Here is a 21,510-nt window from a genome sequence, read left to right as displayed (position 1 = left end):
GGCGCAATTGATGCGCGAGGCGCTCACTGCGGGAACGGGCGAGGAGGAGTTTCTTGCGGTGCTTGAGGCGCAGGCGAAGCGCAAGCTGAGCTGACGCGCGAGCTACCATTTGACAGGCTCCCGGCGTGTTTCGCTCGGGAGCCGCAGCCGTTTCAAACGATCATTTCCGAGGGAGGAATTCGATGAGTGGACAATTGCAGGGCAAGATCGCCATCGTCACCGGTGGTACGCAGGGGCTGGGCGCGACGATTGCTGGCCTTTTCGCCGCGCGTGGCGCCAAGGGTATCGTCATTTGCGGGCGCAACGCCGCCAAGGGACGGGCGAAGGCCGAGCAGATCGGCAAGGCACATGGCGCGAAAATCGTCTATGTCGAGGCCGATCTGGAGAAGGTGGAGGACGCCCGCAAGGTTGTCGCCGCTTGCGACGCCGAATTCGGCCGGGTCGATGCGCTGGTCAACGCTGCGGCCATCACCGACCGCGGCACGATCCTCGACACCACGCCCGAACTCTTCGACCGCATGTTCGCGATCAACGTGCGCGCACCGTTCTTCCTGATGCAGGAAGCGGTGAAAGTGATGCGGCGCGAGAAGACCGAAGGCACGATCGTCAACATCGGCTCGATGTCGGCGATGGCCGGCCAGCCTTTCATCGCCGCCTATTGCTCGTCGAAAGGCGCGCTCGAAACGCTGACCAAGAACACGGCCTATGCGCTGCTGCGCAACCGCATCCGCGTCAACGGGCTGAATATCGGCTGGATGGCATCCGAAGGCGAAGACCGCATCCAGCGCGAGTTTCACGGCGCGGCTGCCGATTGGCTCGAAAAGGCGGCGGCTAGCCAGCCTTTCGGCCGGCTCGTCGATCCGGCCGAGGTGGCGCGTGCCTGCGCCTACCTGTCGTCGGCCGAATCCGGACTGATGACCGGATCGGTCATCTGCTTCGACCAGTCGATCTGGGGCGCCTATGACGGTTCGCCGCATCCGGTCGCTCCGCTCTGAGGCGAGGCAGCAAGAAGCAGGTGGAAAGCGGCGCACCAGTTCCCGACCGGAACGGCGCCGCTTGTCTTTGTCAAACGGCTGTGCACTTAGTGCCGTCGTCAGGTGCCCGCGAAAGCGGGAGAATCGGGAATCCGGTCGAAATTCCGGAACGTGCCCAACGCTGTGACGGGGACGATCGCGTCTAAGATGGCCTTGAATTGATTCAAGGTTTTGCCACTGGATCTTCAATCGATCTGGGAAGGTGAGGCGATCGGTTGAACCGAAGTCAGAAGACCGGCCTGGCGAGATAGACCGAACCCCGCGTGGACGGCGGGAGGTTTTCGCATTGTTGGGGATCGAACGATGCTGACTGAACCGAAGGGTGGCCTTGCGGCTGCCGCTGCCTTTTCGCTGCAAGAGCGGGAGGCCGTCTACCGTGCCATCGAGACACGTCGCGACGTGCGCGATGAATTCCTGCCCGAGCCATTGCCGGATGATCTGATCAGGCGCCTGCTGGCCGCGGCGCACAGCGCCCCGTCCGTGGGCTTCATGCAGCCCTGGAACTTCGTGCTGGTGCGGGCGGAAGAAACGCGCGACCGGGTCTGGCAGGCGTTTCGCCGCGCCAATGACGAGGCCGTGCTGATGTTCGAGGCGGAACAGCAGGGAAAGTATCGCGCGCTGAAGCTCGAAGGCATTCGCAAGGCGCCGCTCAGCATCTGCGTCACCTGCGACCGCACGCGCGGCGGCGCTGTCGTGCTCGGGCGTACCCACAATCCGCAGATGGACGTCTATTCCACCGTCTGCGCCGTGCAGAACCTCTGGCTTGCAGCGCGCGCCGAAGGGGTGGGTGTCGGCTGGGTCAGCATCTTCCACGAGGCCGAGATCAAGGCGATCCTCGGCATCCCCGACCATATCGAGATCGTCGCCTGGCTCTGCCTGGGCTACGTCGATCGCCTCTATCAGCAGCCGGAACTCGCCGTGAAGGGCTGGCGCCAGCGCCTTCCGCTCGAGGACCTGGTTTTCGAGGAAGGATGGGGATGCAGCAAGGAGAAGGCGTAAGGCCTCGCCCGATCAATTCTGGACCGGCTGATAGGCCGGTCCCTTCGGATGCTTGAGGTCGATCGCAGTTTCTTCCTGCGGCAGGTAGGTGGGCCCGACGACGCGCACCTTGTTCTTCAACGGATCATAGGGCCGCTCTTCGGCCGGCACCTTGGCGGCCTCGCCCGCTGCTTCCGGCTTCTTCGTCTCGATGACGATGATCGACGACTGGTCGTCGCCGGTCTTCGTACCTGTCGTCTTCGGCGTGGTTGCAGCGGTCTGCGGTATCTGGCAGCCGCACTGGCCGGGCTTGCCGACGGTGCGGGTGCGATAGGCAAAGGCGTTGGGCATTTCGGTATAGGGACGGCCGGTCACGGCCGAGACCATCTTGTCGCTCTCTTCCGTGTTGAGGTCGTGGAAATAGAGCTCCGTCTCGGCCCCTGGGCATCGGGCCCGGCAGGCCTGTTCGTCGCGTGGGAAATCGGCCGGCGTCGCATCCGAAGAGATCGGGAAGAAGGCGCCGTCGCAGGTGCGCACGCACATGGTTCTGAGCGTGCCGCTATAGTAGCGCTCCTGCGGCGCGTAGCCGTCTTCGCCGTGCCCGAGCATCGGGCCGTAGGCGTCGTCCGGCGGCAGGTCGGCAACGATGTTCCGATGGCTTTCCGGCACGTCTGGTTCGACGCTTGCGAACTCCTCGCGGTCGCCATAGCAACCGTTGATCTCAAGTGCTGCGAGGATCCGGCGCCGGCTGTCGTCGCTGCCGCCGGCGACGATCTGCTCGCGCTCGGACTTCAGCATGCGCAGATTGTCTTCCATCTCGGCAATGAGACCGTTGAGCCCGCTGCAGGTGTCGGGGTCGCCGCCGTCGTAGCCGATGGCGTTGCCGCCACCGCAACCGGCGCGGCGGCGGTCGTTCTTGGCCCGCCGCAGTTCGATGTTCTGCCGTGAGATTGCGCTTGCATAGTCGCGCGCATCGGCATTGCTGGCGACGTAGTCAGGCAGTTGCGCGAGCCGGGCGTTCAGTCGGTCGCAGGCCGTCGATGCCAGTGACGGACCGGCACCGATCAGAACCAAAGGCACAAGGGCCGCAGCGACGTGTTTCAGGCGCGTGAACACGGGGCGTAAGTCTCTTCCTGTTGCCAGGTCGGCGCCAACTTCTGCGGGTGGCTGCCAGCGGCATTCCTGTTTCGCCTCCATCATAGAGCTTGTCGGTGATCGTGCAACGACAAGCGACGGTTTGCGTTAACAGTGCCGATCGACTGACGCGCTTAGGCGGCGCGGGCGGTTTCCAGCGACATCGGGCGGTCGAGAACGGTGCCTTCGATCGCAGCGACCGCTTTCATCCGCGAAAGCAGATCCGGGGTCACTTCCCAGGCAACGGCAACCGCGAAGACCGAGCCGATGCGATGCGGTTCGGCGATACGCTCGCCCGGGCATCCCATGCGCCGGAACATGCGCTCCAGGAACACATCCGTCACGGTGACGATGTGACTGATGCCGGAAGCAAGGCCAAGCTCACCGACGCCGCACATGAGTTCGGCAGCCGCGACCGTTACCTGGTTCGAGGCGCGGTCCTGCGAAATCTCCGGCTCGATGCAGAAGCGGCTGGATTCCCAGACCGAAGCGCTGCGGATTTCCGGATTGTCGCCAAGCAGGATCGGGAAGGTGTCGTCGAGCATGTTCGGGCCGAGCGTCGGCAGGAGCCGCAGTGCGCCGCGCAGCCGGCCGGTATCGGGGGCATAGGACAGCACGTAGAGCGGGTTTGCCTGGTCGTAGTTGTCGATCTCCCATTCGCCTTCGGTCTGCACGTCCCATTTCAGGAAGTCGTGGAAGACGCGCTTGCGCAACCGGAACATGTCGTCGACGGCCGCCGGGTGTTGTGCGCGGGTCTTTCCGTTCAGGATCCTGATCATCGTTTTCTCCATCCGAGTTTGGGGATGGGGCGATGCTGTCAGGCTCGCGGCGGTTGCGTAACTGTCGCTAGCGACAGTTCAAATGCGTGATATTTGCCACTAGATTTCGAGGGGTTTCGGTGGAGGTGTGTCGTCGGGTGTCAAACGGTGGGGATCAGCGCGTGTCGTACGGCCTGTGCCACGGCCTGGGTGTTGGAAACGACATTCAGCTTGCGTCGCGCATTGGTCATGAAGAAGCGCACGGTGCGCTCCGAAATACCGAGAATCGTGGCGATCTCCCAATAGCTCTTGCCGGCGGCAGCCCAGGTCAGCACCTCGGTCTCGCGCCCGGTCAACCGCATCTCGCGGGTCGAAATGCTGCCGGCCATGGCGCCGTGCTCCAGCATGGCGGCATGGAAGAGATTGGCGGCCAGCTGGAAATCACGCAGGTGATGGCGGCGATAGGTCGTCCATTCGCCGGCCGACATGTTGACGTTGATCGCAAGCAACGCCATGCGCCCGGCAGGCGAGGGCAACGGCAGGGCGACGCCCTCGATGGAAATGCCGATTTCCTGGGCGGCCTGGAACAGCGGTTCGCATTCCGGGAATCGATGCCGCGCCATCGTCCATTCCACCGGCCGCACGCCACCAAGTGCCAGCTTCAGGATCGGATCGATCCGGTGAAGGCTGCGGGCGCGGTAGATCTCGGCGGCATAGGCGCCAAAGGTGTGATGCAGCCGGCAGACCTTGAGCTCGTCCGCATAGGGCTCGGCTTCGAGATAGAGCAGATGGGCAATGCGGAAGGTTCGACGCATCAATGTGAAGAAATGAGCGGGCTCCACGCAACCGCCGCATTCCAGGATTTCCAGCATGTCGAGGACAGCTTGCTGCTCAGTCATGCCACAACACCGAATCTCGTCCGAGGCCCCAGCATGGTTAGAGGTTCACCTTTTGTCCAGCGCAAACTTTCCCGATTGGTGTGTAATACCAATTGTGCACGCCTTGATTGCGGCTGCCGATCGGCCGCGTGAGGGAGGCTGATTCGCAGGCGATGCGTAAAACCGGCGATGCCGCGCCTGAAGCAGGCGCGACATCCGGATACGGTTTTGCCGGCGCCGGCATGGCGCCCGATTAAAGCGAAGACCGGTGGCGATCTCCGCGTTGCCATCTCAACCCGGATGGCTGGCTTCGACCACCGCCAGAGCCGCCATATTGACGACGCCGCGCGAGGTGACGGACGGCGACAGGATATGGGCTGGGAGCGCCGAGCCGAGCAGGATCGGGCCGACATGCAGGCTGTCGGTCATGGTCTTGACGACACCGAGCGTGATGTTTGCGGCATCGAGATTGGGGAAGACCAGGAGGTTGGCTTCGCTCGTAAGGCTGCTGTCCGGCATGACGCGCTGGCGCAGCGCTTCCGAGATCGCGGCATCGCCGTGCATTTCGCCGTCGACCTCGAGGTCGGGCGCAAGTTCCCGCACGAGCTGCAGCGCCGTGCGCATCTTGGTGGCGCTCTCCGAATCGCGCGAACCGAAATTCGAATGCGAGACAAGGGCTGCGCGCGGGGTGATGCCGAAGCGGCGGATTTCCTGTGCCGCCATGACCGTCGTCTGGGCGATCTCTTCGGCGCTCGGGCAGTAGCTCACATAGGTGTCGGTGAAGAAGGTCGCGCCGCGCTGCGAGATCAGCAGGCTCAACGCCGAGAAATCGAGCACGCCGTCGCGCTTGCCGATGATCTGTGAGACGTCGCGCAGGTGCTTGCTGTAGCGTCCTTCGACGCCGCAGATCAGCGCATCCGCTTCGCCGCGCTTGACGGCGAGCGCACCGATAACGGTCGTGTTGGTGCGCACGATCGTGCGGGCCGCTTCCGGGATGACGCCGAGGCGGCCGACGAGAGCGAAGTAGTCCTCGACATAGTCACGGTAACGCGGGTCGCCTTCGGGGTTGACCACTTCGAAATCGACATCCGGGCGGATGCGCAGGCCATAGCGGCGCAGGCGCGTCTCGATGATCTGCGGGCGGCCGATCAGGATCGGGCGGGCGGTGCCTTCTTCGAGCAGCACCTGGGCGGCGCGCAGCACGCGCTCGTCTTCGCCTTCGGCAAAGATCACGCGGTTCTTCTGGGCGTTCTTGGCGGCGGCAAAGACTGGCTTCATAATGAAGCCCGAGCGGAAGACGAAGCGGTTCAGCTTGTCGAGATAGGCGTCATAGTCCTGGATCGGACGGGTTGCGACGCCGCTTTCCTCGGCGGCCTTGGCAACCGCCGGCGCGATGCGCAGGATCAGGCGCTGGTCGAACGGCGAGGGGATCAGGTAGTCCGGGCCGAAGACCGGAGTCTCGCCGGAATAGGCGCGGGCGGCAACGTCGGAGGGCTCTTCGCGCGCAAGGCCGGCGATGGCGCGCACGGCCGCCATCTTCATTTCTTCGTTGATCGTGCTTGCGCCGCAGTCGAGCGCGCCGCGGAAGATATGCGGGAAGCAGAGGACGTTGTTGACCTGGTTCGGGAAGTCCGAGCGGCCGGTGCAGATCATCGCGTCCGGACGGGCCTGGCGGGCGGCTTCCGGCATGATTTCCGGCGTCGGGTTGGCGAGCGCCATGATCAGCGGCTTTTTGGCCATCTGTGCCAGAAGTTCCGGCTTCAGGACGCCGGCCGCCGAGAGGCCGAGGAAGACGTCGGCGCCGCCGATGCTGTCGGCGAGCACGCGGTTGCTGCTGTCCTGCTCGTAGACGGACTTCCATTCGTCCATCAGCACCTCGCGACCCTTGTAGACGAGGCCTTCGAGGTCATGCACCCAGATGTTTTCGCGCTTGGCGCCGAGCGTCACGAGAAGGTTGAGGCAGGCAAGTGCGGCGGCACCCGCGCCCGAGGTGACGATCTTGGCGGTCGCGATGTCTTTGCCGGCAAGTTCGAGGCCGTTGAGGATGGCAGCGGCGACGATGATCGCCGTTCCGTGCTGGTCGTCGTGGAAGACCGGGATCTGCATCTTTTCGCGCAGGCGGCGTTCGACCTCGAAACATTCCGGTGCCTTGATGTCTTCAAGGTTGATGCCGCCGAAGGTCGGCTCCAGCGCCGAAATCACGTCGACCATGCGCTCGATGCTCGACGCATCGATTTCGATGTCGAAGACGTCGATGCCGGCGAATTTCTTGAAGAGAACCGCCTTGCCTTCCATGACCGGCTTCGATGCCAGCGGGCCGATATTGCCAAGGCCGAGCACGGCCGTGCCGTTGGAAATGACCGCAACCAGGTTGGCGCGGGCGGTAAAATCGGCTGCCTGTTCCGGGTTGTCGCGGATGGCGATGCAAGGGGCGGCAACGCCAGGCGAATAGGCCAGCGCCAGGTCGCGCTGGTTGCCGAGCGGCTTGGTGGGCTGGATTTCGAGCTTTCCCGGGCGGGGATAACGGTGGAAGAAAAGGGCCTGCTGGTCGATGTCGCCGCTGGCCGGACCGGTATGGGATTTCGTCTTGTCGCCCGTATTCATGCTCTCACATTCCTCATTCGTGGTCGTGCCTTTTGGCATGAATTCGAAGCGAGGTACAGTTTTGCAGTGCTGATTTCGGCGGCAGACCGGCAACGCAATGTTGATGTCATCTTCTTGAAACACGAGTCTGGTTTCACGAAGGCACGAAGCGTAACCAGAGACGAGGCTGGCATGATGGCGGCGCAGCAAGACAACTCCGTACGAAAGCTCAGGACGTTGTTCATCTCGGACGTCCATCTCGGCTCCAAGGCGGCCAAGACCGACTATCTGCTCGACTTCCTGCGGCATCATGAAGCGGAGACGATCGTTCTGGTCGGCGACATCGTCGACGGATGGCGGCTGAAGCGCAGCTGGTACTGGCCGCAGAATTGCAACGACGTGGTGCAGAAGCTCCTGCGCAAGGCGCGCAAGGGCACCCGCATCGTCTATATCCCCGGCAATCACGACGAGTTCCTGCGCGACTTTCCAGGCGTGCATTTCGGCGGTATCGAGGTGGCGCAGCGCTACATGCACGAGGGGGCCGACGGCCGTAAGTACCTCGTGCTGCACGGCGACGAATTCGATGTCGTCGTGCGCAATGCCCGCGTGCTCGCCTATCTCGGTGACTGGGCCTACGACACGGCGATCGCCATCAATATCGGCCTTGCGGCGGTCCGCAGGCGTCTCGGCATGCCCTACTGGTCGTTCTCGTCCTGGGCGAAGCTCCAGGTCAAGCACGCCGTCAACTTCATCGGCGAGTTCCAGAAGGTGGTCGCCGAAGAGGCGCGCCGCCACGATGCGCAGGGCGTGATCTGTGGTCACATCCACCATGCCGTGATCGAGGAGATCGGCGACATCCGCTACATCAACACCGGCGACTGGGTGGAAAGCTGCACGGCGATTGCCGAGCACCACGACGGCACGATGGAACTGATCACCTGGCACCAGATGCGCGGCGGCGCCAGCGAAGGCGAAGCATCCGGCGAAGCGGACAAGCTGCTTGCCCAACTGCTGACCCAGCGCGCGGCCTGATCTTCGCGCCGCGCCGAAAGTCGTGTCGCGAAAACTAGGTTATGGCGAGGCGCGCCCGGCTCGTGCTAGAGAGTGGGCACAGCCATCAGGTCAGACGATGATTCCCTCCCAAGCGCCCGCCTATGTGGGCCCTCCGCCGCGCCATTTTGCGCTTCGCATTGCTTTGCTCTTCTGTGCGCCGCTGATCGTCAACGGCTTCGCGATGCCGTATTTCCCGATGTGGCTGAGCACGCTGTCGATGAGCGACTTCGAGATCGGCGTCGTCCTAGCGCTGCCGATGTTCGTGCGCGTCATCACCGCGCCCATCGCCGGCGTCATCGCCGATCGGCTCGGCGAGCGGGCGATCGTGCTGATCTGGTCCGGTTTTCTGTCGCTCGCAACGGCGCTGGTGCTGTTCTACTTCCGTGAGTTCTGGCCGGTGCTGGTCATCTATACGCTGCAGTCGGCCGTCTATTCGCCCTATGTGCCGATCGTCGAGGCGATCGCTCTGTCAGGCGTGCGGCGCTGGGGCTTCGACTACGCACATATGCGGCTCTGGGGCTCGGTCGCCTTCATCGGTGCGACGATGCTCGGCGGCTGGATGGTCGGCATTTTCGGCAGCGACATGGTGCTTCCGGCGATGGCGATCGGCTTTGGCCTGACGATCGTCATGGCCTATGCCGCGCCACGGGTCGGCAAACCGCGGCGGCCGTCACCGATCACGGCCTTGACCGAGCCACCGCCGAAATCGCTCCGGCAACTTGACCTGCAACTGCTCCTGATCGGCGTGACGCTGGTCAACGCCAGCCACGCGATGCTCTTCGCCTTCTCGGCGATCTACTGGCAGCACATCGGCTACAGCGGTACCGAGATCGGCCTGCTCTGGAGCGCGGGCGTGGCGGCCGAGGTGACGATGTTCGTCTTCGCCAAGGCGATCAGCCGCCGTTTCAGTGTCTGGGTGATGATCCTGTCCGGCTGTTTTCTCGCCGTGGTGCGCTGGATCATCTTCCCGATGGATCTTGGCTTCAGCGGCTATTTCATCCTGCAGTGCTTCCACGCCTTCACCTATGCGATCATGCACACCGGCATGCAGCACAAGTTGGTCGAGCGGGTGGTGGAATCACAGGAAGCGTCGGCCCAGGGGCTCTACTTCTTCTATACCGGCATCTTCACGGCGATCTTCACGTTCCTGTCCGGCTATTTCTACAACTGGTACGGGGTCAACGGCTTCTATTCCATGTCGGTCGTCGCCTTTGCCGGCTGCTGCTTTGCCGTCACCGCCTGGTATCTTCAGCCCCAGAGGCGCGGCTCCGGCGGGAAGACGAGCGACGCCTCGTAGCGCAGGCCAGGCTCACGATCTTTGGCAAGCAGCAGCGGTCCGTCGAGATCGACGAAATCCGCGCCCTGGGCCACCAGGATGGCCGGAGCCATGGCCAGCGAACTGCCGACCATGCAACCGACCATGACCTTGAGCCCGAGCGCATCTGCCTGCGCGCGCATGCGCAGCGCCTCGGTCAGCCCTCCGGTCTTGTCGAGCTTGATGTTGACCGCATCGTAGCGGCCGACGAGGGCTGCGAGGTCCTCGGTCGAATGCACGCTTTCATCGGCGCAGATTGGAACGGGGCGGGCGACCGTTGCCAGCGCCTCGTCTCGTCCGGCCGGAAGCGGCTGCTCGATCAGGTCGATCCGTTCCTCGGCGCAGAGCGCGAAGTGATAGGCGAGGGTCTCGGGCGTCCAGCCTTCGTTGGCGTCGAGGATGATGCGGCTTTCGGGTGCACCGGCGCGCACCGCACGGATCCGGGCGGCATCATCGGCCGTTCCGACCTTGACCTTGAGGAGCGCGCGGTGGGCGTACTTAGCCGCCTGTTGGCGCATCGCGTCGGGTTCGGCAAGCGAGAGCGTATAGGCCGTCGTCAATGCTTCCGGTGAAGAAATGCCGGCAAGAACATGGGCCGGTTGGTTTTTCTGCTTTGCTTCCAGATCCCACAGGGCGCAATCGACGGCGTTGCGGGCGGCACCCGGCTTCATCTCGCGCTGCAGGTCCGCACGGCTAAGCCCGGCCTCGATGCGGGGACGGATGGCTGCGATTTCGGCCAGCACCGTGTCGAGCGTTTCGCCGTAGCGGCCGTAGGGAACGCATTCGCCGGAGCCGGTATGGACGCCATCGCCTATGCGGCAGGTGACGACGCTTGCCGTCGTCTTGGAGCCGCGCGAGATCGTAAACGTGCCTGCAATCGGGAAATGTTCCACGGCGGCTTCGAGGGAAAGTGACATGAAAGCGTCTCCGGCAGGTAATCTGTTGGCCCGGCGTCATAGCGCCGCAACGTTCGGGTGACAGCAAAGGTGCGAGCCGTTATGACGGTGGAAGGATTTACGAATCTTTACACAGTCGTTGCCTCCGGTCGGACGCGCAACGCTCGCGGTAACACTTTAGGTCTGCTGCACAATCTTGTCCTCAAATCTATCGAGATTGGACGAGTTTTGCAGGGGCAAATCGGGATAACAGAAGACACGTGTCGCAAGCCGCCCGCAAGATGACCGCCGATGTCGCGCTGTCCGAGACTGGCAGCGGGCGAAGCTATGTCTTCACCGGTGCCTGGCGGCACGAAACCGCCGAGGCGATGGCGGCAAAGCTCGATGGCCTTGCGCGCAAGGGCGACGGGGCAGCCCAGTTCGATCTGTCCGGTGTGACGGCGATGGATACCGCAGGCGCCTGGATCATCCGCCGCTTCATGACCCGCATCGTCGGACCGTCGCGCGACAACGTTCATTTCGCCGAGGGCGGGCAACGCTATGTCGAGTTGATCGATGCCCTGCCGGCGGAGCTGCGTTCTCCGGACAAGGGCAGCGAACGGCTGCCGCTGTTCCAGCGCATCTTCGCCCCGATCGGCGAGGTCATGGCGGCGACGTGGGAAGATATCGTCGCGGCGATGTATATTCTGGGCTCCGCGGTGCGCGGTGCACAGCTGAAGCTTGGACGGCACAGCGGCGTCTCGCCGGCGGCGATCGTTCACCAGATCGACCGCATGGGCGTGATGGCGGTTCCGATCATCACGCTGATGTCTTTCCTGATCGGCGCCATCATCGCCCAGCAGGGCGCGTTCCAGCTGCGCTATTTCGGCGCCGAAGTCTTCGTCGTCGATCTCGTCGGCATCCTGCAGTTGCGTGAAATCGGCGTGCTCCTGACGGCGATCATGATCGCCGGCCGCTCCGGCAGCGCGATCACCGCCGAAATCGGCTCGATGAAGATGCGCGAAGAGGTGGATGCGCTGAAGGTCATGGGGCTGAGCCCGGTCGGCGTTCTGGTCTTCCCGCGCCTCGTGGCGCTGACCGTCGCGCTGCCGCTCCTGACGATCATCGCAAACTTCGCAGCTTTGGTCGGCGCGGCGCTCGTCGCCTGGGGCTATTCCGGCATCACCATCCCGACCTTCCTTGCGCGGCTGCAGGAAGCCGTCGATTTTTCGTCCGTCGCCGCCGGCATGATCAAGGCGCCGTTCATGGCGCTGATCATCGGCGTCGTGGCAGCCGTCGAAGGCTTGAAGGTGGGCGGCAGCGCGGAGTCGCTCGGCCGCCACGTGACGTCTTCCGTGGTCAAGTCGATCTTCGTCGTGATCCTGATCGACGGGCTGTTCGCCATGTTCTACGCGGCCATTGATTTCTGATGCGGAGAACAGCGTGAACCCGGTCGAAAAGAGGCACGAGGAATACCAGCCGACCGAGGCGAACGAGCGGGAGTCGGTGCTTTCCGTTCGCGACCTGACGGTCGGTTTCGGGTCCAACATAGTGCTCGACAAGCTGAACCTCGAGATCTACCGCGGCGAAATCCTCGGCTTCGTCGGAGCGTCGGGTACGGGCAAATCGGTGCTGATGCGCACCGTTTTGAGGTTGCTTGCGAAGCGGTCCGGCAAGATCGAGATCCTCGGCGCCGACTACGACAACATCACCGAGGGCGAGCGCATCGCGCTCGACATGCGCCTTGGTGTTCTCTTCCAGCACGGGGCGCTGTTTTCGGCGCTGACGGTGCGCGAGAACATCCAGGTGCCCATGCGCGAATATCTCGACCTGCCGCAAAGCCTGATGGACGAGCTGGCGCGGGTGAAGATCGAGCTGGTCGGTCTTGCACCGGAGGCGGCGGAAAAATACCCGTCCGAGCTTTCCGGCGGCATGATCAAGCGCGCAGCACTTGCGCGTGCACTGGCGCTCGATCCGGACCTGGTTTTCCTCGACGAGCCGACTTCGGGGCTGGATCCGATCGGGGCGGCCGAGTTCGACGAGTTGATCGCCAAGCTGCGCGACACGCTGGGATTGACCGTGTATATGGTGACTCACGACCTCGACAGCCTCTTTTCGGTCTGCGACCGGATCGCGGTTCTCGGCAAGAAGAAGGTTCTGGTCGAAGGCACGGTTGAAGACATGCTCGCCTGCGACGATCCGTGGGTGCAGTCCTATTTCCGTGGCAAGCGGGCACGATCGATCGTTCGCCACGATCAATGACCGGAGCATCCGGCGTCAGGCGAACGGCCTGAAGCGGGTATGATCCGGAAACAAATGTTGGAGCCTTGCGCGATGCGTTCGTTGGACGCATGGCGCTCCGCAAGGTGCGGTTTTGACGCCCAGGTGTCGAGATCGAAGGAAGAGCCGGTGAAGCGGCCACGAAGGTAGTCGGTACGAATGGAAACGAAAGCGAACTACGCCATTGTCGGTTTCTTCACGGTGTTCGTGGTCGCGGCCGCATTCGGCTTCGTCTACTGGATGTCGCAGTATGGCCGAAGCGGCGAGATGATCGAGCTGGTGGTCAATATTCCGGGGTCGGCCAACGGCCTTTCGGTCGGCTCTCCGGTGCGCTTCAACGGCATTCCCGTCGGCACGGTTCGCAACCTCGCGATCGATGCCAACGACCCGCGCTATTCGATCGCACTGACCGAGGTTTCGGTCGATGCGCCAGTGCTGAAGTCGACCAAGGCGACGCTCGAAGTGCAGGGCCTGACGGGCGCTGCCTATATCGAGCTCAGCGGCGGTCACAAGGGCGACGAGAACATCCTGAAGACCGCGATCGAAAAGGGCACCCAGGCCCGCATCCTTGCGGACCAGTCGAGCGTTACCAGCCTGCTCGCCACGGCCGACCAGATCATGGATCGCGCCAACAGCGCCATCACCGACATCCAGGGCTTCGTGACCGACGTGCGCGGTCCGCTCACAAAGACGATCGGCAATGCCGAGAAGTTTTCCGACGCGCTTGCGAACAATTCCGGCGCGATCGACGACTTCCTGAAAAGCGTGACGGAACTCTCCGGCTCTGTCAGCGCGGCATCCAAAAAGCTCGACTCGACCCTGGAAACGGCCGAGACGCTCGTGAAGTCGGTGGATCCCAAGAAGATCGACCGCATCGTCTCGAACGTCGAGCAGATCAGCAACGACCTGAAGCAGGCTTCGGGCGGCGTTTCCGAGACCATCGCGGCTTTCCGGCAGACCGTCGAAACCTACGAGCAGTTCGGAAAGAACGCTCAGAAGACGCTGGAGCGGGTCGATACGCTGGTCGCTTCGGTCGACAAGCAGAAGGTGGAGCTCGTCGTCAACGACATCACCGCGGCGACCGCCGACGCCCGCAAGACCGTCGCCAACATCTCGCAGTTCGCCGCGAAGATCACGGCGCGCCAGCAGGACATCGACCGCACGATCACCGACGTGACGCAGCTCGCGAGCAAGCTGAACGCTTCGGCCAACCGCGTCGACAGCATTCTCGTCAAGGTCGACGGCTTCCTCGGCGACGCCGACGCGCCTTCGCTTTCGGCCGATGCTCGCGCGACGCTCGAGTCCTTCCGCAAGATGGCAGACAATCTGAACGCGCAGATCGGGCCGATCGCTGACAACCTTCGTCGCTTCTCGGGCTCGGGCCTGCGCGACGTCGAGGCGCTCGTCACCGACACGCGCCGCACGGTGCAGAGCCTGGAGAACACGATCTCCACGTTCGACAAGGATCCGCAGCGTCTTCTCTTTGGCGGCGAGACGGTAAAGCAATATGATGGCCGCACCCGACGCTGAGTCGGTGGGCACAGCCGGCGTGGGGCCGGGTGGTGTGTTTCGATCCGGAATGCGCCGAAGTTGTGTGGGACAAAGGTAACGGCAGTATGAGTTTTCCAGGGCTGGTGGGCGTGCGAGTGACGGGAGCGTGGCGCTCCGCCCTGATTTTCATGCTGGCAGCGGGCCTTGCCGGCTGCGGTACCAAAGCGGTCAATGACACCTATAGTCTTTCGGCAAGGCCGGCCGTCGAAGGTCGTGCAGCCACGGGCAAGCAGATCCTCGTGCCGGAGCCGACGGCTCTGAAGGCGCTCGACAGCGATCAAGTCGTCATTCGCCTATCCGGGGCCGAGCTGCAATATCTCGCCAAGGCGCAGTGGAGCGATCGCCTGCCGAAGCTGGTGCAGTCGAAGCTCGTCCAGGCCTTCGAGGACACGGGCAAGGTCGGCGGCGTCGGCAAGCCGGGCCAGGGCCTGGCAATCGATTACCAGGTCATCACCGAAATCCGCGCCTTCGAAATCTCGACCGAAGGCGCCGACGTGGCCAATGTCGAAATCTTCGCCAAAATCCTCAACGACCGCAACGGCACGGTTCGGGCGGCGAAGGCGTTTCGAGCCTCGGCTGCGGTGAGGGGCACGGGCAATACGGCCTTCATCAACGCCATGGATCAGGCTTTCGCCACGGTTTCCGCGGAAATCGTCAGCTGGACGCTCGGCTCCATCTAGGGACGCCAAGGGCGCTCTCTATCGTGCGACGACCGTCTCGATCCGGTTGATCACTTCCGCGACGCCTTGCACGTGCCTGGCCGCCTCTTCGGCGCGCGCAACTTCGGCTGCTGTTGCCACGAAGCCGGCGAGCAGGATCGTGTTGCCTTTGCCGGTCACCGTGACATCGGCGGCATCGAGGCCGGGCGTGACCGCCAAGAGATGGGCGACGCGGCGTTCCAGTTCCGCAGGGTGATCGGCCGCCTGCCGCTCCGGTTCGTCGCCGTAAAATGTGCGCTTCTTGAAGATCATCGTTTTCACCTCGCTCGAGGAAGGTGAAACGCCAGACGGCGCGCTTTGTTCGCCTGTTTCATTCGAAACAGCGGGATGAGCCCGATCCGTGCGATGGCTCGCTTCAGGCGACGGGCGGCTCCATCGCGGTTAAGTCACACGGGGATATACAAAAATGCGCGGTTCTTGCTTCGCCATGGCTCTGGCGACGACGATGGCATTTGCCTTGGCCATACCGGCGAAGGCAGCGAACTACAGCTACGGCTGCAAGCCGAGCTGCGTCCTCAAGACCGAACGGGCCTATGGCGCCGACGGCAAGCTCTTCTGGAAGAAGGTGCGGATCTGCAAGTGATGTTGAATATGCCCGAAACGGTTCAGGGAGCCGTTTTCGGCTGGGGCGCACGCTGCGCGTGATCCCGGAGAGAAGCGCGTCCGCGCGGCGCGAGCGCTTCTCTCATTCTTTATGGTGCCGTTGAGCCTTACGGCCAGCGCACGACCGGGGGAAGGGACGACAGGATGGACTCGACATTGCCGCCGGTCTTCAGGCCGAAGATGGTGCCGCGGTCGTAGAGCAGGTTGAACTCGACATAGCGGCCGCGGCGTACCAGCTGTTCGTCGCGGTCGTCCTCGGTCCAGGGCGTATTGAAGTTGGTGCGGACGATCTTCGGATAGACGATGGCGAACGCCTTGCCGACATCACGGGTGAAGGCGAAGTCGGCGTTCCAGCCGCCTTGCTCTTCCGGGGAGTGCAGCCAGTCGTAGAAGATGCCGCCGGTTCCGCGCGCCTCGTTGCGATGCGGCAGGAAGAAGTAGTCGTCGCACCATTTCTTGAACTTGGCATGATCGGCGACGGCATGGCGGCCGCAGGTGATCTCCATCGCGCGGTGGAAGAGCTGGGTATCGGGATCCGTCATGACGCGACGGCGATCGAGCACCGGGGTGAGGTCGGCGCCGCCACCGAACCAGTTGCTGGTCGTCACGACCATGCGGGTGTTCATGTGAACCGCCGGCACGTTGGGATTGACCGGATGGGCGATCAGCGAAATGCCCGAGGCCCAAAAACGGGGATCTTCGGCAGCACCCGGGATCTGGCTGCGGAATTCGGGCGAGAATTCGCCGTAGACGGTCGAGGTGTGCACGCCGACCTTTTCGAAGACACGGCCTTCCATCATCGACATGCGGCCACCGCCGCCCTTGCCGTCTTCACGGCTCCAGTCCTTGGCGACGAAGCGGCCGGGGGCGCGATCGGACAGCGGCCCTGTCAACTCGTCCTCAACCGCCTCGAAGGCGGCGCAGATGGTGTCGCGCAGCCCCTCGAACCATGCACGCGCCTCCGCCTTCTTGTCTTCGATGTCTGCGGGGAGCCCCTGGGGTAGCTGCGGTCGTTCCATGAAATTACGTCCTGTTGGCGGAATATCCCGATGAAATACCGCCGATTCGAGTGAAGTCGTCACAGTTCACACTTTGGCGCTGATAGCAACGGCGGTCCAGCCGCTTCGGCCACTCTGTCGCGGCGCGATCGGGCCGGTCAAACGCACGCGCACAAAGCTCTGGCAAAGGCTGGCTTGCCTCACTATCTTACAATCCAGAGGTATAGCCCATGGCAAGAATACCTGCAGGCCCGCCGCTCGATGGATTGCGGCGGCAGATCGCCCGGCATCGCCGGGACAATCCGACACGAGGCGATGGCCTTTTCGTGCGGGAAACCTTTCGGCTCAATCGCAGTGCTGCCCGCGCGAAGGCCCGGGAATGGTTCGACACCTGGCCGAAGGCCGCCTACTGGACCGAAGTGGAAAGCTGGCGACAGCTCGACGGCGACGAGATCGAGTTCACGATGCGCCGCCTGCCGAGCGCGGATTGACCCGTCGCCCTACCGCTTTTTCAAAGCTAACCGGTCAAGTCGGTACACGCGGGAGTAACCTGCGCACCAAGGCGGAGCAACGCTCAAACGCGATCTCGATCCTGAAAATGGATCAGAATTTTTCCGAGAAGAATCAATAGATTAATGATCGCGGTCAGTCCAAGTATCACGGTCCCCAGGGCAAGCGCCAGGAATGTATTGACGACGCATTGCCGATCCCCTGGGGCGCAAGCGCGATCGTCAAGATAATAGAACCATGAGAACAGGATGAGGGCGAGAAGTGGGACGATTATCGCAACGCGACGTCTAAGTTCTGACTTCACCTTCTTCTCCGCGCAATGACCATATTGGGGCGCCTCCGGTCGAGGCCGCCCTTAAGGGTGGCCGTCCTCATCCATGAGCCTTGGGCCAGCGCCTTCCATCGACAGCACGTCGTGCGGATTGCGCAGCGGACATTCACGCAAGGACAGGCAGCCGCAGCCGATACAGCCTGTTAGGTGGTCACGCAAAGCCATGAGGTTGGCGATGCGCTCGTTCAGCTGTTCGCGCCAGGTTTCGGACAATCTGCCCCAATCCTCGACCGTCAGCGGACGATCGTCCGGCAGCACCGACAAAGCGTCCTGGATTTCCGACAGGGGAATGCCGGTGCGCTGCGCCACCTTGATGACGGCGACGCGCCTGAGCACGCCGCGCGGATAGCGGCGCTGGTTGCCGCGGGTGCGGTTGCTGCGGATGAGGCCCTTGGCCTCGTAGAAATGCAGGGTGGAGACGGCGACACCGCTGCGCTCCGCCACTTCGCCCACGGTCAGTTCACGGCGCAATTCGCTTTGCTTCACAATCGTCATGACGGCTATTGACCTCAACTAATATTGAGGTTTTATAGCATTGGCTCCATAACTGAGACAACAGGAGCTTGATCCCCATGACTGAGAAAATGACCCTTGCCGTGATCTATGGCAGCGCGCGCCAGGGTCGCTTCTGCGACACGGTCGCCAACTGGCTGATCCGGGAACTTTCGGCTTCCGATACGTTCACGCTGACGATCATCGATCCGGCCAGGCTCAGGACGTCCCGGGGCCTTGGCGCCGCGGTCAATCCCGGCGAATGGCTGGAGCGCAAGATCGCCGAGGCCGATGCCTTCATCGTCGTCACCCCCGAATACAATCACGGCTACCCGGCGGCGCTGAAGGAGCTGATCGACTCGGTCTACGAGCCCTGGCATGCAAAGCCGGTCGCCTTCGTCTCCTATGGTGGCGCCTCGGGCGGCATCCGCGCAGTCGAGCAATTGCGCCAGGTGTTTGGAGAGCTGCATGCGGTGACGCTGCGCGACGGGGTCACCTTCCCCAAGGCTTGGTCGAAGTTCGACGCCGCCGGCAATCTCTACAAGCCGGAGGAGCTGCGCGCGCCGCTGTTTTTGATGATGGATCGCCTGACCTGGTGGTCGCGGGTGTTGAAGCAGGCGCGCAAGAGCAAGCCTTACAACGAAGTCGCGGCTTGATGCGCCGCGTGTGAAGGGCGGCGGGATCTCAGAGGCTCGGACCGCCGCCATGGAGACGGCTATGGAATCGGTATCAGAGCGGCGAAACCTGCCGGATCGCTTCGCCGGCGATCATCGCGGCAGAGATGGCGATGTTCAGCGAGCGTTGGCCGTCGGCCATTGGGATGAGAATGCGGCCGTCGGCGCGCTCGTGCACGTGGTCGGGCACGCCGGCGCTCTCCCGTCCGAAGAGCAGGATGTCGTCCTGGCGGAAATCGTAGCGGGTATAGGGCAGGGCAGCCTTGGTGGAGGCGAGCACCAGGCGGCGTCCACTCGTAGCACGCCACTCCTCGAAGCGCTCCCAGTTGACGTGACGGGTCAGCGCCACCGATGCGATATAGTCCATGCCGGCGCGCTTCAGGTTGCGGTCGGAAAGGTCGAAGCCGGCGGGCTCGATCACGTCGACGCCAAGCCCGAGACAGGCCGCCATACGCAGGATCGTGCCGGTGTTGCCGGGAATATCGGGCTGGTAGAGGGCGATGCGCAGATTGCTCATGGGGTCGTGGCTGCTCCGGGAGATAGGGGCGGAACGAATATCGATGGCGGCTCCTATCGCACCGAACGCATAAGCGATCCACCCTCGATCGTACGGCATGGCCGTCAATTTCAGGTCGCTCATTTTGCCCGCGCTAATCTGTGCCGAAACCGCAACAGCGGTCGGAGCGATGAAAAATTGGGCAAGAAAGTGCCTGCGACAATCTGGCATGCGAGCGCGAATAAGGGTAGAGATCGGACCTCTTCAACGCGAACCGACGGAGGCAAACATGAATGTATCGATGTTGACACGCCTTCCTGGAGTAGTGGGCCACCGTTTGGCCTGACCGGTTCCGCGACCTATCTTTTAACCGAGATCGACGCGCTTCCGGGACTCCGGAAGACGAAGCCCTTTGTGGGCTGCATTTCCGGACTGCCTTTTTCATCATAAGAATGCGGGGCGAAATCCCGCTTTCCTTCAAAATACTCTGAAGGAGCAATGTTATGTTTGGCTGGTTTGAATCCCGCCTCAATCCTTACCCTGCGGAGGAACCGACGGTTCCGCCGAAGACCTTGTTCGGCTTCTGCTGGCACTATTCCAAGCCGGCGGCACCCTGGCTCGTCATCATGTCCGTCTGCACGGCGCTGATCGCCATTGGCGAGGTGGCGCTGTTCCAGTTCCTCGGCAACATGGTGGATTGGCTGTCGAGCGCCGACCGCGAGAGCTTTCTCGCCGCCGAAGGCGGACGGCTGTTCTGGATGGGTGCGCTCGTCCTCATCGGCCTGCCGGGCCTCGTGGCGATCGATTCCTTGATCATGCATCAGGTGCTGCTCGGCAACTATCCGATGATCGCCCGCTGGCAGATGCACCGCTACCTGCTGCGCCAGAGCATGACCTTCTTTGCCAACGAGTTCGCCGGACGCGTGGCAACGAAAGTCATGCAGACGTCACTGGCCGTGCGCGAAACCGTGATGAAGATCCTCGACGTCTTCGTCTATGTCGTCAGCTACTTCGTCACGATGCTCGCCGTCGTCGCTACCGCCGACTGGCGGCTGGTGATCCCGCTCGGCATCTGGCTGGCGATCTACATCTGCATCGTGAGCTACTTTGTGCCGCGGCTGCAGAAGATCTCCAAGGAGCAGGCGGACGCGCGCTCGATGATGACCGGCCGGATCGTCGACAGCTACACCAATATCGGTACGGTCAAGCTGTTCTCGCATGCCGGCCGCGAGGAAGGCTATGCCCGTGACGGCATGGACGGCTTCCTCGACACCGTGCATCGCCAGATGCGCAAGGTGACGCTGTTTCATGTGCTGGTCTATGCCAACAACAGCATCGCCCTCTTTGCGATCGCCGCGCTTGGCATCCATCTCTGGCTGACGAGTGCGATCTCCGTCGGCGCGATCGCGATCGCCGTCGGCCTTGCGATGCGCATCAACGGCATGTCGCAGTGGATCATGTGGGAAGTCTCGGCGCTGTTCGAGAATATCGGCACGGTCTATGACGGCATCGGCATGATGACCAAGGCGCACGACATCGTCGACGAGCCGGACGCCAAGGCGCTGACAGCGGACAAGGGGGCAATCGCCTTCGACAACATCCGCTTCCACTACGGCAAGGCCAAGGGCGTCATCGATCACCTCTCGCTCGACATCAAGCCGGGTGAGAAGATCGGCCTTGTCGGTCGCTCGGGCGCCGGCAAGACGACGCTGATGAACCTGCTGTTGCGCTTCTACGACCTGGAGGATGGCGCGATCCGGATCGACGGCAAGGATATCGCCACCGTCACGCAGGACAGTCTGCGCTCGCAAATCGGCGTCGTGACGCAGGACACCTCGCTGCTGCACCGGTCCATTCGCGACAACATCGCCTATGGCCATCCGGAAGCGGACGACGAGGCGATCATCGCTGCGGCCAAGAAGGCGAATGCCTGGGACTTCGTTCAGGGGCTCGAGGACAACCAGGGCCGCAAGGGCCTGGATGCCCAGGTCGGTGAACGCGGCGTCAAACTCTCCGGCGGCCAGCGTCAGCGCATCGCGATCGCGCGCGTGTTCCTGAAGGACGCGCCGATCCTGATCCTCGACGAGGCGACCTCGGCGCTCGATTCCGAAGTCGAGCAGGCGATCCAGGAGAATCTGTTCGCTCTGATGGCAGGCAAGACGGTGATCGCGATCGCCCACCGGCTGTCGACGCTGACGGAGATGGACCGGCTGGTGATCCTCGAGGCGGGCCGCATCGTCGAGACCGG

The 21,510-nt window shown here is 63.0% G+C and carries 22 protein-coding genes and 1 riboswitch; of the genes, 12 read left to right on the top strand and 10 right to left on the bottom strand.

The window, feature by feature from the left end; translation table 11 throughout:
* Window positions 1-182 precede the first annotated feature (182 nt).
* Both L981_RS27280 and bluB read left to right on the top strand, forming a co-directional pair.
* A complete protein-coding gene (locus L981_RS27280) occupies window positions 183-995 on the top strand; it encodes an SDR family oxidoreductase (protein WP_043623876.1) in 813 nt (270 codons plus the stop codon).
* An 83-nt stretch (window positions 996-1,078) separates the two neighbouring features.
* Window positions 1,079-1,292: riboswitch (cobalamin riboswitch) on the top strand.
* Window positions 1,293-1,337: 45 nt separating this feature from the next.
* On the top strand, window positions 1,338-2,033 hold the full coding sequence (bluB, locus tag L981_RS27275; protein WP_043623874.1) for a 5,6-dimethylbenzimidazole synthase: 696 nt from the start codon (window positions 1,338-1,340) through the stop codon (window positions 2,031-2,033).
* Window positions 2,034-2,045: 12 nt separating this feature from the next.
* Here bluB and L981_RS27270 read toward each other — a convergent pair whose 3' ends face one another.
* The 4 genes from L981_RS27270 to L981_RS27255 all read right to left on the bottom strand — a co-directional run bounded on the left by L981_RS27270 (window position 2,046) and on the right by L981_RS27255 (window position 7,386).
* Complete coding sequence (locus tag L981_RS27270; protein ID WP_043623871.1) at window positions 2,046-3,128, bottom strand: DUF2865 domain-containing protein; 1,083 nt, start codon at window positions 3,126-3,128, stop codon at window positions 2,046-2,048.
* 152 nt (window positions 3,129-3,280) lie between these two features.
* Entirely contained in the window at window positions 3,281-3,925 is a 645-nt protein-coding gene (locus tag L981_RS27265) for an acyl-homoserine-lactone synthase (RefSeq protein WP_043623869.1), read from the bottom strand.
* Between the two features lie 140 nt (window positions 3,926-4,065).
* Window positions 4,066-4,803 carry a LuxR family transcriptional regulator gene (locus tag L981_RS27260; protein ID WP_043623866.1) on the bottom strand — a complete coding sequence of 246 codons (738 nt, stop codon included), beginning with the start codon at window positions 4,801-4,803 and terminating at the stop codon, window positions 4,066-4,068.
* A 270-nt stretch (window positions 4,804-5,073) separates the two neighbouring features.
* Complete coding sequence (locus L981_RS27255) at window positions 5,074-7,386, bottom strand: NADP-dependent malic enzyme (RefSeq protein WP_043623863.1); 2,313 nt, start codon at window positions 7,384-7,386, stop codon at window positions 5,074-5,076.
* 171 nt (window positions 7,387-7,557) lie between these two features.
* Here L981_RS27255 and L981_RS27250 point away from each other — a divergent pair, with 171 nt between their 5' ends.
* Both L981_RS27250 and L981_RS27245 read left to right on the top strand, forming a co-directional pair.
* Window positions 7,558-8,397, top strand: a complete 840-nt coding sequence (locus L981_RS27250) for a UDP-2,3-diacylglucosamine diphosphatase (protein WP_043623860.1) — start codon at window positions 7,558-7,560, stop codon at window positions 8,395-8,397.
* A 97-nt stretch (window positions 8,398-8,494) separates the two neighbouring features.
* Entirely contained in the window at window positions 8,495-9,715 is a 1,221-nt protein-coding gene (locus L981_RS27245) for an MFS transporter (protein WP_043623857.1), read from the top strand.
* On the opposite strand, the gene dgcA is transcribed toward L981_RS27245, so the two are convergent.
* Window positions 9,667-10,650 carry an N-acetyl-D-Glu racemase DgcA gene (gene dgcA / locus L981_RS27240; protein ID WP_043623855.1) on the bottom strand — a complete coding sequence of 328 codons (984 nt, stop codon included), beginning with the start codon at window positions 10,648-10,650 and terminating at the stop codon, window positions 9,667-9,669. The genes L981_RS27245 and dgcA overlap by 49 nt on opposite strands.
* A 260-nt stretch (window positions 10,651-10,910) precedes the next feature.
* On the opposite strand from dgcA, the gene L981_RS27235 reads away from it, so the two are divergent.
* The 4 genes from L981_RS27235 (at window position 10,911) to L981_RS27220 (ending at window position 15,119) form a co-directional block, all read left to right on the top strand.
* The gene (locus L981_RS27235) at window positions 10,911-12,038 is read left to right on the top strand and encodes an ABC transporter permease (protein WP_052202042.1); all 1,128 of its coding nucleotides are present in this window, start codon (window positions 10,911-10,913) and stop codon (window positions 12,036-12,038) included.
* Window positions 12,039-12,051: 13 nt separating this feature from the next.
* Window positions 12,052-12,870: an ABC transporter ATP-binding protein gene (locus L981_RS27230; RefSeq protein WP_043623850.1), complete on the top strand. Its 819-nt coding sequence runs from the start codon at window positions 12,052-12,054 to the stop codon at window positions 12,868-12,870.
* Window positions 12,871-13,047: 177 nt separating this feature from the next.
* A complete protein-coding gene (locus L981_RS27225) occupies window positions 13,048-14,418 on the top strand; it encodes an MlaD family protein (RefSeq protein WP_043623847.1) in 1,371 nt (456 codons plus the stop codon).
* 86 nt (window positions 14,419-14,504) lie between these two features.
* Window positions 14,505-15,119, top strand: a complete 615-nt coding sequence (locus L981_RS27220) for an ABC-type transport auxiliary lipoprotein family protein (RefSeq protein ID WP_043623844.1) — start codon at window positions 14,505-14,507, stop codon at window positions 15,117-15,119.
* 18 nt (window positions 15,120-15,137) lie between these two features.
* On the opposite strand, the gene L981_RS27215 is transcribed toward L981_RS27220, so the two are convergent.
* A complete protein-coding gene (locus tag L981_RS27215) occupies window positions 15,138-15,410 on the bottom strand; it encodes a BON domain-containing protein (protein ID WP_043623841.1) in 273 nt (90 codons plus the stop codon).
* 154 nt (window positions 15,411-15,564) lie between these two features.
* Here L981_RS27215 and L981_RS34765 point away from each other — a divergent pair, with 154 nt between their 5' ends.
* Window positions 15,565-15,741, top strand: coding sequence for a hypothetical protein (locus tag L981_RS34765; RefSeq protein WP_156134261.1), 177 nt, complete (start codon window positions 15,565-15,567; stop codon window positions 15,739-15,741).
* Window positions 15,742-15,868: 127 nt separating this feature from the next.
* Here L981_RS34765 and hemF read toward each other — a convergent pair whose 3' ends face one another.
* Window positions 15,869-16,780 (bottom strand): oxygen-dependent coproporphyrinogen oxidase, encoded by a 912-nt coding sequence (gene hemF / locus L981_RS27210; RefSeq protein WP_043623839.1) that lies wholly within the window; start codon window positions 16,778-16,780, stop codon window positions 15,869-15,871.
* 209 nt (window positions 16,781-16,989) lie between these two features.
* On the opposite strand from hemF, the gene L981_RS27205 reads away from it, so the two are divergent.
* Window positions 16,990-17,250 carry a hypothetical protein gene (locus L981_RS27205; protein WP_043623836.1) on the top strand — a complete coding sequence of 87 codons (261 nt, stop codon included), beginning with the start codon at window positions 16,990-16,992 and terminating at the stop codon, window positions 17,248-17,250.
* 83 nt (window positions 17,251-17,333) lie between these two features.
* Here the strand turns inward: L981_RS27205 and L981_RS27200 are convergent, their stop codons facing one another.
* Together L981_RS27200 and soxR are read right to left on the bottom strand one after the other, a co-directional pair.
* Window positions 17,334-17,573: a hypothetical protein gene (locus L981_RS27200; protein WP_043623835.1), complete on the bottom strand. Its 240-nt coding sequence runs from the start codon at window positions 17,571-17,573 to the stop codon at window positions 17,334-17,336.
* 51 nt (window positions 17,574-17,624) lie between these two features.
* On the bottom strand, window positions 17,625-18,095 hold the full coding sequence (gene soxR / locus L981_RS27195) for a redox-sensitive transcriptional activator SoxR (protein WP_043623833.1): 471 nt from the start codon (window positions 18,093-18,095) through the stop codon (window positions 17,625-17,627).
* 77 nt (window positions 18,096-18,172) lie between these two features.
* Here soxR and L981_RS27190 point away from each other — a divergent pair, with 77 nt between their 5' ends.
* The gene (locus L981_RS27190; protein WP_043623831.1) at window positions 18,173-18,748 is read left to right on the top strand and encodes an NADPH-dependent FMN reductase; all 576 of its coding nucleotides are present in this window, start codon (window positions 18,173-18,175) and stop codon (window positions 18,746-18,748) included.
* Between the two features lie 73 nt (window positions 18,749-18,821).
* On the opposite strand, the gene L981_RS27185 is transcribed toward L981_RS27190, so the two are convergent.
* Window positions 18,822-19,283: a tRNA (cytidine(34)-2'-O)-methyltransferase gene (locus L981_RS27185; protein WP_043623829.1), complete on the bottom strand. Its 462-nt coding sequence runs from the start codon at window positions 19,281-19,283 to the stop codon at window positions 18,822-18,824.
* 482 nt (window positions 19,284-19,765) lie between these two features.
* On the opposite strand from L981_RS27185, the gene L981_RS27180 reads away from it, so the two are divergent.
* Window positions 19,766-21,510, top strand: a 1,745-nt coding sequence (locus tag L981_RS27180) for an ABC transporter ATP-binding protein (protein ID WP_043623828.1), incomplete at its 3' end; no start/stop codon positions are given.

The organism is Ensifer sp. ZNC0028, from assembly GCF_000799055.1.
Lineage (GTDB): Bacteria > Pseudomonadota > Alphaproteobacteria > Rhizobiales > Rhizobiaceae > Ensifer.
The sequence above is the reverse complement of the archived record's forward strand: the minus strand, read 5'-3'. Positions and strand labels throughout refer to the sequence as shown.